General features: G+C 52.1%; 14 protein-coding genes. 7 read left to right on the top strand and 7 right to left on the bottom strand.

What is annotated here, in order from left to right:
* Positions 1–69: 69 nt before the first annotated feature.
* A complete protein-coding gene (locus C9J03_RS08565; RefSeq protein ID WP_044622991.1) occupies positions 70–975 on the bottom strand; it encodes a DMT family transporter in 906 nt (301 codons plus the stop codon).
* Between the two features lie 84 nt (positions 976–1059).
* Between C9J03_RS08565 and C9J03_RS08560 the strand changes: the two genes are divergently transcribed.
* From C9J03_RS08560 to C9J03_RS08550, 4 genes are all read left to right on the top strand, one after another.
* Positions 1060–2553 carry an aminotransferase-like domain-containing protein gene (locus tag C9J03_RS08560; protein WP_082060585.1) on the top strand — a complete coding sequence of 498 codons (1494 nt, stop codon included), beginning with the start codon at positions 1060–1062 and terminating at the stop codon, positions 2551–2553.
* A 75-nt stretch (positions 2554–2628) separates the two neighbouring features.
* The gene (locus tag C9J03_RS08555; RefSeq protein WP_231580714.1) at positions 2629–3828 is read left to right on the top strand and encodes a PQQ-dependent sugar dehydrogenase; all 1200 of its coding nucleotides are present in this window, start codon (positions 2629–2631) and stop codon (positions 3826–3828) included.
* 95 nt (positions 3829–3923) lie between these two features.
* On the top strand, positions 3924–4094 hold the full coding sequence (locus C9J03_RS26670; RefSeq protein ID WP_162845549.1) for a hypothetical protein: 171 nt from the start codon (positions 3924–3926) through the stop codon (positions 4092–4094).
* A gap of 2 nt (positions 4095–4096) precedes the next feature.
* The gene (locus tag C9J03_RS08550) at positions 4097–5302 is read left to right on the top strand and encodes an MFS transporter (RefSeq protein ID WP_044622990.1); all 1206 of its coding nucleotides are present in this window, start codon (positions 4097–4099) and stop codon (positions 5300–5302) included.
* 97 nt (positions 5303–5399) lie between these two features.
* Here C9J03_RS08550 and C9J03_RS08545 read toward each other — a convergent pair whose 3' ends face one another.
* Complete coding sequence (locus C9J03_RS08545; protein ID WP_044622989.1) at positions 5400–7046, bottom strand: methyl-accepting chemotaxis protein; 1647 nt, start codon at positions 7044–7046, stop codon at positions 5400–5402.
* Between the two features lie 281 nt (positions 7047–7327).
* Positions 7328–8206: a protease HtpX gene (gene htpX / locus C9J03_RS08540; protein WP_039468589.1), complete on the bottom strand. Its 879-nt coding sequence runs from the start codon at positions 8204–8206 to the stop codon at positions 7328–7330.
* Positions 8207–8591: 385 nt separating this feature from the next.
* On the opposite strand from htpX, the gene C9J03_RS26470 reads away from it, so the two are divergent.
* Positions 8592–8750 carry a hypothetical protein gene (locus C9J03_RS26470; protein ID WP_039468590.1) on the top strand — a complete coding sequence of 53 codons (159 nt, stop codon included), beginning with the start codon at positions 8592–8594 and terminating at the stop codon, positions 8748–8750.
* Between the two features lie 151 nt (positions 8751–8901).
* Entirely contained in the window at positions 8902–9576 is a 675-nt protein-coding gene (locus C9J03_RS08535) for a hypothetical protein (protein WP_044622988.1), read from the top strand.
* Positions 9577–9666: 90 nt separating this feature from the next.
* Here the strand turns inward: C9J03_RS08535 and bioD are convergent, their stop codons facing one another.
* From bioD to bioB, 4 genes are read right to left on the bottom strand one after another with little or no spacing between them, the layout of a single operon-like run.
* Entirely contained in the window at positions 9667–10347 is a 681-nt protein-coding gene (gene bioD / locus C9J03_RS08530) for a dethiobiotin synthase (RefSeq protein WP_044622987.1), read from the bottom strand.
* Entirely contained in the window at positions 10340–11164 is an 825-nt protein-coding gene (gene bioC, locus C9J03_RS08525; protein WP_044622986.1) for a malonyl-ACP O-methyltransferase BioC, read from the bottom strand. The genes bioD and bioC overlap by 8 nt, the downstream gene beginning before the upstream one ends.
* Positions 11154–12314 (bottom strand): 8-amino-7-oxononanoate synthase, encoded by a 1161-nt coding sequence (gene bioF / locus C9J03_RS08520; RefSeq protein WP_044622985.1) that lies wholly within the window; start codon positions 12312–12314, stop codon positions 11154–11156. The genes bioC and bioF overlap by 11 nt, the downstream gene beginning before the upstream one ends.
* Positions 12301–13353, bottom strand: a complete 1053-nt coding sequence (bioB, locus tag C9J03_RS08515; protein WP_044622984.1) for a biotin synthase BioB — start codon at positions 13351–13353, stop codon at positions 12301–12303. Before bioB ends, bioF begins: the two co-directional genes overlap by 14 nt.
* A 139-nt stretch (positions 13354–13492) precedes the next feature.
* Between bioB and bioA the strand changes: the two genes are divergently transcribed.
* Entirely contained in the window at positions 13493–14773 is a 1281-nt protein-coding gene (gene bioA, locus C9J03_RS08510) for an adenosylmethionine--8-amino-7-oxononanoate transaminase (RefSeq protein WP_044622983.1), read from the top strand.
* Positions 14774–14803: the final 30 nt, after the last annotated feature.

The raw sequence follows: 14803 nt of genomic DNA, 5'->3' as shown, positions 1-14803 counted from the left end.
ACAATTTTCCATCACCAGCTCGCCCAAAACGTCGGTTTGCTGTCCGCCGCTTGGATGATCCCCCCTCTTTTAAGAAGCCGGCTTAGCCGAAGAGTAAGTGTCCGTACCGTGCAGTTTAGGCTTTCTCGTCACAAGGAAAACGGCGATGGCAGCTAACAGAAAACCGGCGGCACCGAACTCGTCAAAACGTTCACCAAAAATCAACCAGGCTTGGAAAGCCGTCATTGGCGGTACGAGGTAAAAGGTCGAAGCCACCTTGGATGACTCACCATGCTTCACCATATAAAGCAGTAATAAAATGGCGACGACCGACAGCACCAAGACCAACCAGCTCAGGGCAAATATAAACGTCGGGGTCCAATGTACCACCATGGTTTCCGTCGCCAGAGCCAAAGGCAGGAACAACAAAGCCGCCGCAAAATATTGCCATACAGCGCCTCCCACCATATCAACACCTTGGCAGAACTTTTTCTGGTAAAGCGTACCAAAAGTGATCCCCACCAAAGCCAGGAAAGTGAACAGATAGGCGGCTTCTCGGCTACCATCCTGATGCCAAGCCATATTCCCTTGCAGCACAAGATTGATGCCAACAAAGCCAATTGCCAACCCGAGCCATTGCGACAACCGCATTCGCTCGCCTGCACAACCGAACATTACCAGCGCGGTCACTATTGGCTGTAACCCTACCAGCAGGGAGCACAGCCCTGCCGGCATACCGAGGCCAATTGCGATATAGGTACCGCCCAAGTAAAAACCGTGGATCAACAAGCCTGCCACCATACAGTGAACCAGCGCCCTGCCGGTCGGTATCCGAGCTCTTAGGATAGCCACCAGCAGCAAAAACACCGCGATATTCGCAACCATCCGGATCAACAGAAATGTCGCCGGTTCGGCGTAGGGTAAACCGAGCCGTGCGCCAATAAAGCCAGAGCTCCAGAGAACAACAAACAAGAATGGAATAAATCGCGTCATCATAGCTCACCCACTTTTCTTTTCCCTTAATTACCCTTACTTTAAATGGGCACAAAAATCTTAACAGGGACAGTTTGGTGATTTTTAATGGGTACAGATAACACAAAGAAAGCGTATAACTCTCGGTGTCAGAAAGCATTGCTGCAGGAGCATAGCCCGCTCAAAACCAAATACCAGTACGTCTACCAATGGATCTCCGAGCGGATAGACAAGCAAAGCTACCAGCCGGGGGAACGGCTCCCTTCTATTCGAGATCTCAGCCAAAAACTGTCCGTGAGTAAAAACACGGTGATCCGTGCTTATCAGCAACTGGAAGCTAACCAGAAGATCACCGCGCAAGCCCGCTCTGGCTATCGGGTCAATCGCAGCAAAGTCATCCATGGACTTCCAGAACCGGTTCCCGAGCCGGGTTTTGTCGACCTAATGACACTCAGTAAAAAAATCATGGAACTGCCTGTATCCCGAGAGGTTTTACCAATGGGATCGGCCCACCCTGATACTGACTTTCCTGCCATCAACAGCTTGTACGCTGAAATAGGCCGACACAGCCGCTACCAAAGCCATATTCCCAGCCATTACCAACTGCCACCGGGAAACGATCTGCTGTTGAAGCAACTCGTTGGTATAAACCGCGAACTTGGCATTACCATCTCCAAACAGTCGCTGCTGGTAACCCATGGTGCGCAGCAGGCGATTAGCTTGAGCCTGCAGGCCCTGACCTCTGCTGGGGATATCGTCTTGGTAGAGTCTGCCAGTTATTTCGGCAACCTTATGCTGCTAGAATCTCTGGGCCTTAAAGTGATTGAAATTCCGGCGAGCCCAATCACTGGCATTCATTTGGATGCCCTTGAGCAGGCACTCAAAGATTGGCCGGTCAAGGCCATCTTGATTAACCCCAGTTTCAACAACCCGACAGGGTATGTGATGTCGACAGCGGACCGACTACGCTTCCTCGCCATGACCCATGGGATCCCAATTATCGAAGACGATGTCTTCGGCGGCCTGGCACATCATCAGCGTCCCCTGCCGCTGAAAACCCTCGACCAAGAAAACCGGGTGATCTATTGCAACTCGTTATCTAAGACATTGGACTCCAGACTCCGTATCGGCTGGGTCGTGGCCGGCAAGTATCAGACAGTAATTGAGAAACGCTTGCTCACTGACAACATGGGCAGCCCCAACCTCATTCACTCCGCGGTTGCCCAATTCCTTGCAAGCGGCAAATACCGCCAGCACCTCGGTAAAATCCGCCGCAGTTACGCTAAAAAACAGCAGGTATTCTATCAGCAGCTCACCCAGGCCTTGAACCAATACCCGCAGCTTAGGGATCATTACCACCTGACCCAACCAACCGGTGGATTCTTATGCTGGCTCACTCTAGCCGAGCATGCGGACAGTCAGGCCATTTATCAACAGGCGCTAAGCCAAGGGATCAGCGTACTTCCCGGCACCATGTTCAGTACCAACAAGCGCTATGCGCATTGCCTGCGCCTGAGCTTTGCCAACTTCCGTGAAAATAACACCTGGCGGCAGGGGCTCGACCAGCTAGCCGCAATTATTGCAGGACAAACCAAACAGTAACCATAAAGTCGAAAAGACACCGCTATCCCAGCTGCTACACTACTGATAGCGCACAGGATAGAAGGAAACCGCAGGATGAGGTACCGCCCCCTCGCTACAGCAATGAACACAGTACGCCTGGCCTTGTTATCCCTTATCATATTGGCCCCACCAGCCAAGGCTCTGTCCTTCCCTGAAACTGTACTCGAAGGCTCCAGCCTCGGCATGCACTATGTCGTTGAGCGCATCGGGCAAACCAACGGCGTACCATGGGGGATGGCTTTCACCCCCGACCAACAGCTGCTGATCACCTACCGGGAAGGCAATATTCGCCTGCTCAACCCTGAGGATGGATCCCTGCAAGAAGTTTCCGGACTCCCCCCCATTCGCCAATACGGACAGGGGGGACTGATGGATATCGCCCGGCTAGATACCACCGGCAACCAACCGCCCGACCAGCGTCACAACAACGCCGCACCTCAAACCTGGTATTACTTCACTTACGCTAAAGCACACGATGGGCAGGCCGCGACAACCCTCGCCCGCGCCAAGCTTAGCGGTACCCAGTTAACCCAGTGGCAGGATTTGCTGGTCACTCAATCCTTCAGCGATGCTTCCCGCCACTTCGGTAGCCGTATCGCTTTCGATAACCAAGGCCATGTCTTTTTTTCTATCGGGGACCGAGCTCATCGTCCCAACGGGCAAGATCTCGCAACCCATGCGGGCACTATCCTTAGACTCAACCTCGATGGCTCAACGCCCGAAGACAACCCTTTTACCGATACACCTAATGCACTTGCTGAAATTTGGAGCTTTGGTCACCGTAACCCGCAAGGGCTGCTGTTTGATCCACTGACCAACCGGCTGTGGTCAAACGAGCATGGTCCTAGGGGCGGCGATGAAATCAATTTAATCACCGCAGGGGCCAACTACGGCTGGCCAGTCACCTCTCACGGGAAGGAATATTGGGGCCCGATTGCGGTGGGCGAAGCCACCGAGAAAGATGGCATTGTCTCGCCACGCAAGGTGTATATTCCCTCCATAGCACCGGGCAGCCTGCTTCTTTATCGAGGCGCAGCCTTCCCCAGCTGGCAAGGCCAGCTATTCAGTGGGGCATTGAAACTACGCCACCTAAACCGGGTTGAAATAACAGACAATGCCAGCATCGCAAACGAAGAGCGGCTGCTCGAAGCACTGGAAGAACGGATACGGGCCCTGGCTGTGGACGACCTGGGCTGGCTGTATTTATCGGCAGATTCCGGTGCAATTTACCGCCTACGCCCTCGCTCCCGATAACATGCGTATTATGCATAGAATATTTGTTATTTGCTCATTTGAGTCATAACTTAATTTCCTCTACTATCCCCGCACTTTTTTACCTTGAGGCACTGATGTTTTCACAATCACTGACAGCCCAACTGATACGGATGGTCTTGCTGCTTGCACTGACCCTAGTGAGTGTCCACCACTGCCAGCCGTTGCTGGACTCGCTGGCCGAACATGCCATGAACGGTGGCTGCCATCAGCAAAACTCAAACGACCACACTTTGACCGGACTATAACCATGAGTATTTTTCGCTTTCCACTACTGGTGTGGATGGGCATTGGAACACTAATTATCAGCCTAGGGATCAGGCAGTCTTTCGGTATCTTCATGATGCCGATTTCTATGCATTTTGATACTGGCCGTGAATTCTTTAGTCTGGCTATCGCTGTGCAGAACTTGCTTTTCGGCGCCTTCCAGCCGTTTGTTGGTATGGCCGCCGACCGCTGGGGCGCGCAAAAAGTCATCTGGACTGGTGCCATCGCCTATGGGCTAGGGCTGTACCTCACCTCAATCGCAGTCGAGCCAAATTGGTTATACGTATCTCTTGGTGCGCTGGTTGGCCTAGGTTTGAGTGCTACCAGCTACGTTATCGTACTTGGTGCCGTGGCCCGCGTAGTCCCCGCCGAACACACGGCCAAAGCGTTCGGCCTGACAACAGCGGCCGGGTCATTTGGTATGTTTGCTGTGATCCCGGGAGCACAGTACCTGTTGAGCGAATTTGACTGGCAGCTGGCGCTGCAGGTTTTCGCTATGCTCTGCGCGATCATGATGGCCTTCTCATGCTTTATGAAGGTCAACGCCGGCCCGGCAAGCAGCGCTTCCCCGGACGGTCGCGAACTGACGTTGCGCCAGGCACTGCGCGATGCTTTCAGGCACCGCGGTTACTGGCTAATCCACATGGGCTTCTTTGTCTGCGGCTTTCATGTCATGTTCATTGCCACCCACCTGCCAAGCTATCTGGCTGATAAGGGCCTTCCCGGCACCACTGCTGCCATGGCTCTGGCCTATGTGGGGATCTTCAACATTTTCGGCAGCTATTTCTGGGGGGTAATGGGCGATAAATTCAGCAAACGCTATGTGATGTGTGCCCTGTACCTGGTCCGCACCGTTGTGATCGCTGGGTTTGTGGTCCTGCCGGTCACCACCGAGACTGCCGCCCTGTTTGGTGGTGCCATCGGTTTCTGCTGGCTTGGCACCGTCCCACTGACCTCTGGCCTAGTTCGCCAAATTTTCGGTGCGCGCTACATGTCGACCCTCTATGGCCTGGTGTTTTTTACCCATCAGGTCGGCAGCTTCCTCGGCGCCTGGTTCGGCGGTCGTATCTACGACTACTACGGCAGTTACGAGCCGATCTGGTGGACAACGGTAGCCCTGGCATTCTTAGCAGCGCTTATCCACCTACCGGTTAACGATGAGCCCATCTACCAGCCAAAAACCGCTTAATCACCAGCTAGCAAAACGGGCAGTATCAACTGCCCGTTTTTAGTGGCTTGCCTAACCACAGCTTTCACAGCGGCTTTGCCGCCGCAGCTTGCCTCCATCAGACTTTGAACTGTGATACCAGGCCATCTAGGGTCTCGCTCTGGCTCGCTAGGCCGTCGCAGGTTTGCTGCGCGCTCTGGATATTGCTCAGGGTCTCTTCGCACGCCATCACAATACTACGGATGTTATCGCTCAAGTTCCCGGTTACCACCGTCTGCTGATCGGCGGCAATGGCAACCTGACGGTTAACATCGCTGATCATTACAATAGACTCGCTCATCGCATCGAGCGCAATATTGGTCTGCTGAGCCTGTTCGACCGTTGTCGTACCAGCCTCGGAATTATTGCGCATCGCCTCTACTGACTGCCCCACGGTGTCTTGAAGCTTTTCGATCATTGAATGAATTTCGCTGGTGCAGGACTGGGTCTTGTTCGCCAGTGAGCGCACTTCATCAGCGACGACAGCAAACCCTCGGCCTTGCTCACCGGCACGGGCCGCTTCAATGGCAGCATTAAGTGCTAGGAGGTTCGTCTGGTCGGCAATCCCGCGGATCACTTCGAGAATCGAGGAGATACCGGCGACATTTTTCTCTAGCTCCTTGATCACTACGCTTGAACCGTCAATGTCGTTTGCCAACTGGCCGATGGCAGTCACCGACTCTGCCAAGGTCACCTGTACCGTCTGCGATTGTTCACTGATCGAGTCTGTCACCTTGGCCGCTTCCGCAGCATGGCCGCTCACCGTCTGGCTGGTTGCGGTCAGCTCGTAAGCGGCCGACTCAACCTCGGTGCATTGGGCCTGCTGGGAATGGCAGGCATTGAGCACCTGCGCCGTCAGCATACTCAACTGAGACGCATCGCTGCGGACGTGATGAGAAGCGGTAACAACCTTTGCCAACGTGGTATGGATCTTACTGACAAAGGTGTTGAATGCTGTCGCTAGCTGACCAATTTCATCACTGCCCAGCACAGGAATACGGGTCGACAAATCACCGTCACCGGCCGAGATATCTTCCAATGCCCGAGTCAATTGTTGGAGCGGGTTGACGATCACGCGGATCACAACCAAAGTGATGAAAGCAGACACCAGCAGGGAGAGAATCGAGCCGGCCAACAAGATGGTATTGGTCTCCTCGCTGTGAGTCTGTACTTCCGAAACCAGTGCTGCACGCTGGGTTTCGATATCCTTACGGACGACCTTGAGCAGCTTGCGAATCGCTTCGAAGTCCTTCTCTGCCATCGCGTCGTTTGCATAATAATAACTGAGCGCCCGCTCTGGGTTAGTCACCATAAATTCATAGCGCTTCTGCCATTTATCGTACTCCTGCTCCAGCTTACGGACGTTGGCTCGGCTGCTTTCCGATAAAAAACCCGTATCGATCAGTTCATGCACGGATGCGAGGCGGGGAAAGGCTTTTGGGCCATTGTCGTAGAAATTGAAGCGGTGAAGTTCAATGCTAGCATGATCATCAGGCTGGGTCAGAGCCATGGCCATACCGGCCGTCATTACTTGGTACATATCGCGGTAAGCATCTTCCAGGTTATCCATCACTGGCTGAACCTCCTCGCTCAGAAGGCGGTTAGCTTGCTGCTGCTCGTTATAAACAACAAATACCTGGGCAATCAAGCCCGAGAAAGCCAAAGCAACAATCGCGATAGGAATAGCCAACTTATACTTGAAACTAATCTTGTTTATCCAGCTCATACTGTCCTACATCCCTAAAGTTATTTATTTGAATTGCCTAAATAAATTATCAAGCGCTATAATTTTTTACGCCTTTTACCACTTTTCTTGCCGCCCAAAAAAACAAATATCAAAATGCTATTCATAAGCAGTATTAATGGCTACTTCCTGTCATCAGTAATCTATTGATTTACAAGATAATCGTCTAACTCACTGGCTTTTCTGTCCGGCAATTACAGCGCAAAAAAAAGCCCCCTGACAATTCAGGGGGCTCACAATCAGGGCTGAGTCACTCTCAAGGATTAAAGGTGCTCACCACGACGAAGCGCGTCGATACGCTTGTCCAACGGTGGGTGGGTCATAAACAGCTCAGACAGGGATTTCTTGCCGTTGATCCCAAACGCCATCATCGAGCCTTCAAGCTGAGATTCATGACTCATCTTCAAGCGCTCAAGCGCCGCAATCATCTTCTCTTTACCCACTAACTGGGCAGAGCCTGCGTCAGCCTTGAACTCGCGGTGACGGCTGTACCACATGGTCAAGATACTCGCCAAGAAACCGAACAGCACTTCCATGATAGACGAGACAATGAAGTAGGTCATGTAGCTACCGCCCTCACCCTCTTCATCGCTACTGTTCACGCCGCTGATAACACCAGCGACCAAGCGAGAAACAAAGATCACGAAAGTGTTCACCACACCCTGCATCAGAGTCATGTTCACCATGTCACCGTTGGCAATGTGGCTCACTTCGTGGGCCAATACCGCCTCGGCTTCGTCACGGGTCATGTTATGCAGCAAGCCTGTCGATACCGCAACCAGCGAATCGTCGCGCTTGGCACCTGTTGCAAATGCGTTGATATCACCAGCGTCGTAAATAGCCACAGTCGGCATACCAATACCAGACTGTTGTGCCTGGCGGGCAACGGTTTCCATCAACCAGTGCTCAGTCTCGTTACGTGGGTGTTCAATGACCATCCCGCCCACAGAGCGCAGTGCCATTGACTTCGACATGAACAATGAAATCAACGAGCCACCAAAACCAAACAAGGCAGCCATCACCAGTAGTCCTGAAAGACTACCCGGTTGTAAGCCTGTCACCGCATAAACGACGTTCAAGACAACACTGAAGACCAGCAATACCGCCAGGTTAGTTGCCAAAAACAATGCAATACGCTTCATATAATACTCTTTCTCCTGAAAAAGAAGGGGTTGTCACCCCAGTCTTACCCATTGTTGATGCAACTGAGGTATCATCCATTTGTTATTGATATGTATAGTATGGTCGTTGAAACAGAAAACAAGTGGAAGTGAAAAATTGTTACGTTTCATTTTTGTTATTAAACAATCAAATACTATTAAACAATCTTTTTGATGATAACAGAAACAGCTTTAATTGGGGCTTAACGCAGAATATGATCTACTGCCAGTATTATGAAACTTAGAGCAGTAGTAGGACTAGACAGGTTTAGACTTTAGTCTTATTGTATCTACGACGGATATATTCTATTGTCGTATTTAGTTAGTGATGGTGATGGTGATGGTATTCAATTATCAAGGAGGAATGATGGCTGATCACGAAAACTACCAGGTAGCAATTGACATTCTACGCTGTCATCTTGGTATGTCTGCAGAAGAAGCGCGTAAAGAGCTGGGGTTAGACGGAAATAACAAGAAGCTTACTGAAACTCAAGAAGCGCTTATTGGCCTGACCGGCAATAACTAGTCAGTTTTGCCGACAACAAGATTCAATATAGCCTCCCTGTGCCGGGAGGCTTTTTTATTCATAGCGTGATCAAGGTCACGATTCAGTTGAGATTCAGCTGAACTGTTTAGACTGTTCTGTTTTGCAACCCTATACAGTACGCAGGTACGCTATGTCACTGACAACGACCACCGACTCGCAGCAACAATCGCAAGCACACTCAATTTATCAGCCACTTATCAAAAGTGTCTCGCTATTCTTTTTGCTCGCATTGCTCATGGCCCTATCCGCTTTCACCATCCATATTGATGTACTGCATATTCAAAACAATGTTGGTGAAAACTCCTGGACGGAATTACTGCAAGAAACATACTTATTCATTGCCTCCAGCTTATTTGCCATGGTGGCAATCCGCCAACCACAGCAGCGCGGCTTCGCTATCTTGGTTTCAGCCTTTTTTGGGGTGATGTTTATCCGCGAAATGGACTCGGTGCTCGATCAGATTGTCCACGGCTTCTGGAAATACCCGGCATGGCTCCTCGCCTCTTCGGCAATTGGCTACGCTATCATGCACCGAAAGACCACTGTCGAGCCGCTCATGGACTACATGAAGCACAACAGTTTCAGTTTGATGCTTGGTGCCATGGTTACTTTGCTTGTCTTCTCCCGCATCTTTGGCATGGGCAGTTTGTGGCAAGGGATCATGCAAGAGCATTATGTGCGAGGCGTTAAGAACCTGGCCGAAGAAGGGGTTGAACTGCTGGCTTATAGCCTGATCCTGTTTACGGCAGCGTGGTACTGCATCCCGAACCTCAAACGTACTGCCAGCAAGCCTTCGGTTAAATAATACCGACACACCTGCCTGCAAAAAAAACCTGCCTAGCGGCAGGTTTTTTTATATCTCAGCATCTGGTGCACACTACACCAAGCAGCCAATTTATAGGCCAAGCGGTGACAGATCAATGTAGTCCGCTAGGTTGCGCTTCTTGATACCCGGCATATAAGGGATTTCGCCCAACTTCTGCCCCGGTAGGTTTTCTTCCAGCATTCGAATGATGTCGGCATAGTTCTCGGTGCCTGGATTGATACGGTTTGCAACCCAACCCACCACTTCCAAGCCATCATGCTGAATCGCTTCCGCCGTTAGAATGGCGTGACTCAAACAACCGAGTTTCACACCAACAACCAAAATAACAGGCAGTTTTTCCTGCTTTACCCAAGAAGAAAGGTAGTCATTCCAGGACACAGGCACACGCCAGCCGCCAGCCCCCTCAACCAATACAACATCAGATTTTTGCTTGAGGTGTTCCAGCCCCTTCGACAGCACGTCAAACTCGATCACTCGCTCTTCCTGCTCGGCGGCCAAGTGCGGAGAGATGGCCGCTTCAAATGCGTACGGATTGACCTCGTCGTAGTCCAACTCGACAACCGATGCATCTTGGATATACAAAGCATCAGAATTACGCATACCATTGGCTGTCGGTGCGCTACCGGACGCCACTGGCTTATAACCCGCCATCTTGATATTCGCGCTAGCTGCAGCATGAAGAATGGCGCGAGAGGCTACAGTTTTACCTACTTCAGTATCTGTACCTGTTACAAAGAAAGCGTTAGTCATTAATAATTACTCCAAAACAGACTTGGTATGTTGCTGGCAGCTGATTGTCCTCATGTCGAAACTCATCATAAGCGCTCTCTAATGCCTTAAACGTCTTGCGACCGGCCAAGCCTGCTTTTCGCCCCTGATGAATATGTGTTGCCCCTATACCTTTCAAATCTTTCATAAGGTCAACTGCCGAGCGGTAATACATGGTGATTGGCTGAAATTCTAGGTCAACCTCTGTACACCCCGCTTGCGCCAGCGCAAGTTTTATGGCCTTTTGCGAAAGAAACTGGTTCACATGTTGATATTGATCAACCTGCTTCCATGCATGAGAAAGCTCATACAGGGATCCTTGTACCAAGGTAGAAAAGACAATTTGGCCGCCCGGTTTCACGACACGCCGGAGTTCTCGCAACGGCACCGACAGATCTTCACACCACTGCAGAGCCAGGCTGGTGAAAGCAAAATCGAACTGATTGTCCGGCAACGGCAGACACTCCGCATCACCTTCTACGTATCTGACTTGCTCACCGCAACGCAATCTGGCCTGCTCGAGCATCTTGCTGGACAGATCGGCGGCACAGACTTGCATTCCCCTTTGTTGTAGCTGCTGGCTGAAATAGCCGGTTCCACAACCAAGATCCAGTACCTGGCTACCCGCGACGTTGAGCGAGGGGAGTTTGGCCAATAAATGATGGCCGACCTGGCGCTGAAATGCCGCCGATTGATCGTAATGCTTCGCCGCCTTGCCGAAGGCGTCGGCAATAGCTTGCTTGTCGGTCACCACGGCATCCGCCAAAAGAGTGGCTGCTGTCTCTGTATTATTCTTCATGCCATACCTCGTTGATTGCCTGTGCCAGCATGTATATTTCTGGCTCTTGGTGAATAGCCGTCAGAGTCACCCGCAGCCTTGCGGCATTGGCGGGAACCGTCGGCGGACGGATTGCACTCACCCACAGCCCTCGCTGTCGTAACTTATCGGCGAAACTAACCGCCCGCTCACTGCTACCCACCATCAAAGGCTTGATCGGAGTTGGGGTAGCCACCATCTCAACATCAGCTGACAAATGCCCAGCCAAACACTCCCCTAGCGCGACCAGTTTTTCCCGCCGCCAGCCTTGTTGCTGGATCATGTCACATGCTTTGGAAAGTGCATGGGCCTGCGCAGGTGGCATTGCCGTTGAATAAATAAAGTGGCGGGCAAACTGCACCAGGTATTCAGCAACATATTGACTGCATAGTATTGCAGCCCCTTGCAGGCCGAATGCCTTGCCAAAGGTCACCACCAGGATATCAGGCTTGATGCCGGCATGATCACAGCTGCCGCGGCCAGACTCACCAAGTACCCCGCAGCCATGGGCATCATCGACAACCAACATGCTGCCGCTCTGCTGACACACACTGGCTATATCACCGAGCGGCGAAAGATCCCCGTCCATGCTGAAAACCCCCTCGGTCACCACCAGCTTTGGGGAGCTATCGGGCATGCGCGAAAGCAGGCGGGATAATGAAGCGGGATCGTTATGAGCAAAACGCCGCATAGTTGCCGGAGACAGCATCCCCGCCTCAACCAACGAGGCGTGATTGAGCTTGTCTTGCAGCAGGTAATCGCCCTTTTGCAGCAAGGCAAACAAGAGTGCTTGGTTGGCGCCAAAACCGCTGCTGAACAACAGCGCCTGATCGTAGCCCAACCATTCGGCAAGCTGCGACTGCAAGTACTGATGCGGAGAGTGAAAACCTGTCACCAACGGACTGGCGCCGCTACCGGCACCATAACGGGATAGCCCTTCCTGCCATGCGGCAACTAGCGCTGGATCTTGCGCAAGACCAAGATAGTCGTTGCTGGAAAAGTTTAGCAATGACTGTTCCCGCAACTGCACTGACATATTCTGTCCGCGCCCCAGGCAGCTCAATGTCCGATAAAGCCCTTGCTCCTGTCTGTCTTCAAGGGCCGACGCGATCCGTTGCTTAAACCGATGCATCGTAGAACAGATCATCCTTGCTTGGTCGTGCGGCAACGCGCTCGGCCACTTGTCCCAACAACTCTTGTGCCTGCACTTCATCCGGCTTAGCTGCTTGCTCCTGGCGGTTGATCCCCAATTTGGCGAACAACTGCATGTCCTTATCTTCGCCCGGGTTTGGCGTGGTCAGCAGCTTACAGCCATAGAACACCGAGTTGGCACCGGCCATAAAGCAAAGCGCCTGCATTTGCTCATTCATATCTTCGCGGCCAGCCGAGAGACGCACCGCCGATTTAGGCATGATGATCCGCGCTACCGCGATAATACGAATAAAGTCGAACGGATCGACATCATCGACAGACTCCAACGGGGTCCCTTTTACCTTTACCAGCATATTGATAGGCACACTTTCCGGATGGGTAGGCAGATTGGCCAACTCAACCAGCAATCCGGCTCGGTCGCGTGAGCTTTCCCCCATGCCGATGATCCCACCGGAGCAAATCTTCATGCCGGCCTCACGGACATGGCTCAGGGTATCGAGGCGGTCCTGGTAAGTACGGGTGGTAATGATATTGCCGTAGAACTCCGGTGAAGTATCGAGGTTGTGGTTGTAGTAGTCCAAGCCAGCATCGGCCAGCTCATTGGCTTGCGCGCCGGTGATCATGCCAAGTGTCATACAGGTTTCCAGCCCCATGGATTTCACCCCGCGGACCATCTCCAGCAAATAAGGCATATCGCGCTCTTTCGGGTTTTTCCATGCCGCTCCCATACAGAAACGGGTGGCGCCGGAGGTCTTCGCCTTGTGCGCCGCATCCAGCACCCGCTCAACTTCCAGCAGGCGCTCACGATCCACATCCGTGCGGTAGTGCGCGCTTTGCGGGCAATACTTGCAGTCTTCCGGACAGGCTCCTGTTTTAATAGAAAGCAAGGTGCTCACCTGTACCTTGTTGGGATCATGGTACTGGCGGTGTACCTGCTGGGCCTCAAACACCAAATCCATAAATGGCTTGTCAAATAGCGCTTGAACTTCCTCGACTGTCCAGTCGTGACGTACTTCCACGTGTAATCACCTCTTATTATGATTTCAGCCAGCACAAACACGGGCTGCTGAATGATGCATTCATTGCTTCTTGTTACTTGGCTAGTCTACTTTGAGACGGTAGACTGTCAACCACCAACAAGGAGCAAGGTTTACAACTGTGCAAAAAACAAACAATACGGTCGATTTGGAATTTGATCAGCAGCATGTCTGGCACCCCTATACCTCAACCCTGAACCCACTCCCGTGTTACCCGGTAGTCAGTGCCAACGGGGTCTATTTGCAACTTGAGGACGGCAGGGAAATCATTGATGGCATGTCGTCGTGGTGGTCGACGATCCATGGCTACAACCATCCGGCCTTAACCGAAGCGGCTAAAGCCCAGCTCGATAAAATGTCACATGTGATGTTCGGCGGCATTACCCATCAGCCCGCTGTCGAGCTCTGCCGCAAGCTGGTCGCTATCACACCGCCCCCCCTGCAGCATGTTTTTCTCGCCGACTCAGGTTCCGTCGCGGTGGAAGTGGCACTGAAAATGGCGCTGCAGTACTGGCACGCAAGAGGCGAGCCGCGGGCAAAATTTCTCACGGTCAAACATGGCTATCATGGCGACACCTTTGCCGCTATGTCGGTCACCGACCCCGACAACTCGATGCACAGTCTGTACAAGGGGTTCCTGCCTGAGCATATCTTCGCCCAGTCGCCGGAGGGAGGCTTCTTTGAGCCTTGGCAAGAGTCGGATATTGATGATTTCCGCCACCAGCTCGAGCAGCAGCACCGCAACGTTGCCGCAGTCATTATCGAGCCTATCGTGCAAGGAGCGGGGGGGATGCGTATCTATCACCCGACCTTCCTCAAGCGGGTGCGACAGCTGTGCGACGAATACGGTATTTTGCTCATTGCCGATGAGATAGCGACCGGTTTTGGCCGCACCGGAAAATTATTTGCCTGCGAACATGCCGGTATCAGTCCTGATATTATGTGTGTCGGCAAGGCGCTGACGGGGGGATATATGACCCTTTCGGCCACCCTTACCAGTAGTCATGTCGCAAATACGGTATGCGGCGGTGAAGCGGGGTGCTTTATGCACGGCCCAACCTTCATGGGTAATCCGCTGGCCTGTGCAGTCGCCAATGCGAGCTTGGATATCCTCGCCCAAGGGCATTGGCAGCATCAGGTAAAAGCCATTGAAAAACAATTAGCTGAGTCACTTCCAGAGATTGAAGTACTCGACAAAGTCAAGGCGGTTCGCTGGCTGGGAGCCATCGGCGTGGTCGAGCTCCATGAGCCCGTTGAGATGGCCAGTATTCAGGAAACTTTTGTCGACAGTGGGGTATGGATTCGCCCATTTGGCACACTTGTCTACATAATGCCTCCATTTATCATTAATCAACAACAACTTAGCCAGCTCACTTCCGCCATCATGTTAGCACTTAAGTAGTATCGAAAAGCAGACAACTTCTAAAGATTG

The sequence above is a fragment of the Photobacterium gaetbulicola genome (genome assembly GCF_003025515.1).
Taxonomy (GTDB): Bacteria; Pseudomonadota; Gammaproteobacteria; order Enterobacterales; family Vibrionaceae; genus Photobacterium; species Photobacterium gaetbulicola.
Note: the sequence above shows the minus strand (reverse complement) of the source record. Positions and strands in the feature narration are given on the sequence as shown.

Excerpts from the sequence above, each read along its gene's own strand:
- C9J03_RS08565 (WP_044622991.1), bottom strand. The coding sequence starts at position 975 with ATGATGACGCGATTTATTCCATTCTTGTTTGTTGTTCTCTGGAGCTCT.
- C9J03_RS08560 (WP_082060585.1), top strand. The coding sequence starts at position 1,060 with ATGGGTACAGATAACACAAAGAAAGCGTATAACTCTCGGTGTCAGAAA.
- C9J03_RS08555 (WP_231580714.1), top strand. The coding sequence starts at position 2,629 with ATGAGGTACCGCCCCCTCGCTACAGCAATGAACACAGTACGCCTGGCC.
- C9J03_RS26670 (WP_162845549.1), top strand. The coding sequence starts at position 3,924 with ATGTTTTCACAATCACTGACAGCCCAACTGATACGGATGGTCTTGCTG.
- C9J03_RS08550 (WP_044622990.1), top strand. The coding sequence starts at position 4,097 with ATGAGTATTTTTCGCTTTCCACTACTGGTGTGGATGGGCATTGGAACA.
- C9J03_RS08545 (WP_044622989.1), bottom strand. The coding sequence starts at position 7,046 with ATGAGCTGGATAAACAAGATTAGTTTCAAGTATAAGTTGGCTATTCCT.
- htpX (WP_039468589.1), bottom strand. The coding sequence starts at position 8,206 with ATGAAGCGTATTGCATTGTTTTTGGCAACTAACCTGGCGGTATTGCTG.
- C9J03_RS26470 (WP_039468590.1), top strand. The coding sequence starts at position 8,592 with ATGGCTGATCACGAAAACTACCAGGTAGCAATTGACATTCTACGCTGT.
- C9J03_RS08535 (WP_044622988.1), top strand. The coding sequence starts at position 8,902 with ATGTCACTGACAACGACCACCGACTCGCAGCAACAATCGCAAGCACAC.
- bioD (WP_044622987.1), bottom strand. The coding sequence starts at position 10,347 with ATGACTAACGCTTTCTTTGTAACAGGTACAGATACTGAAGTAGGTAAA.
- bioC (WP_044622986.1), bottom strand. The coding sequence starts at position 11,164 with ATGAAGAATAATACAGAGACAGCAGCCACTCTTTTGGCGGATGCCGTG.
- bioF (WP_044622985.1), bottom strand. The coding sequence starts at position 12,314 with ATGCATCGGTTTAAGCAACGGATCGCGTCGGCCCTTGAAGACAGACAG.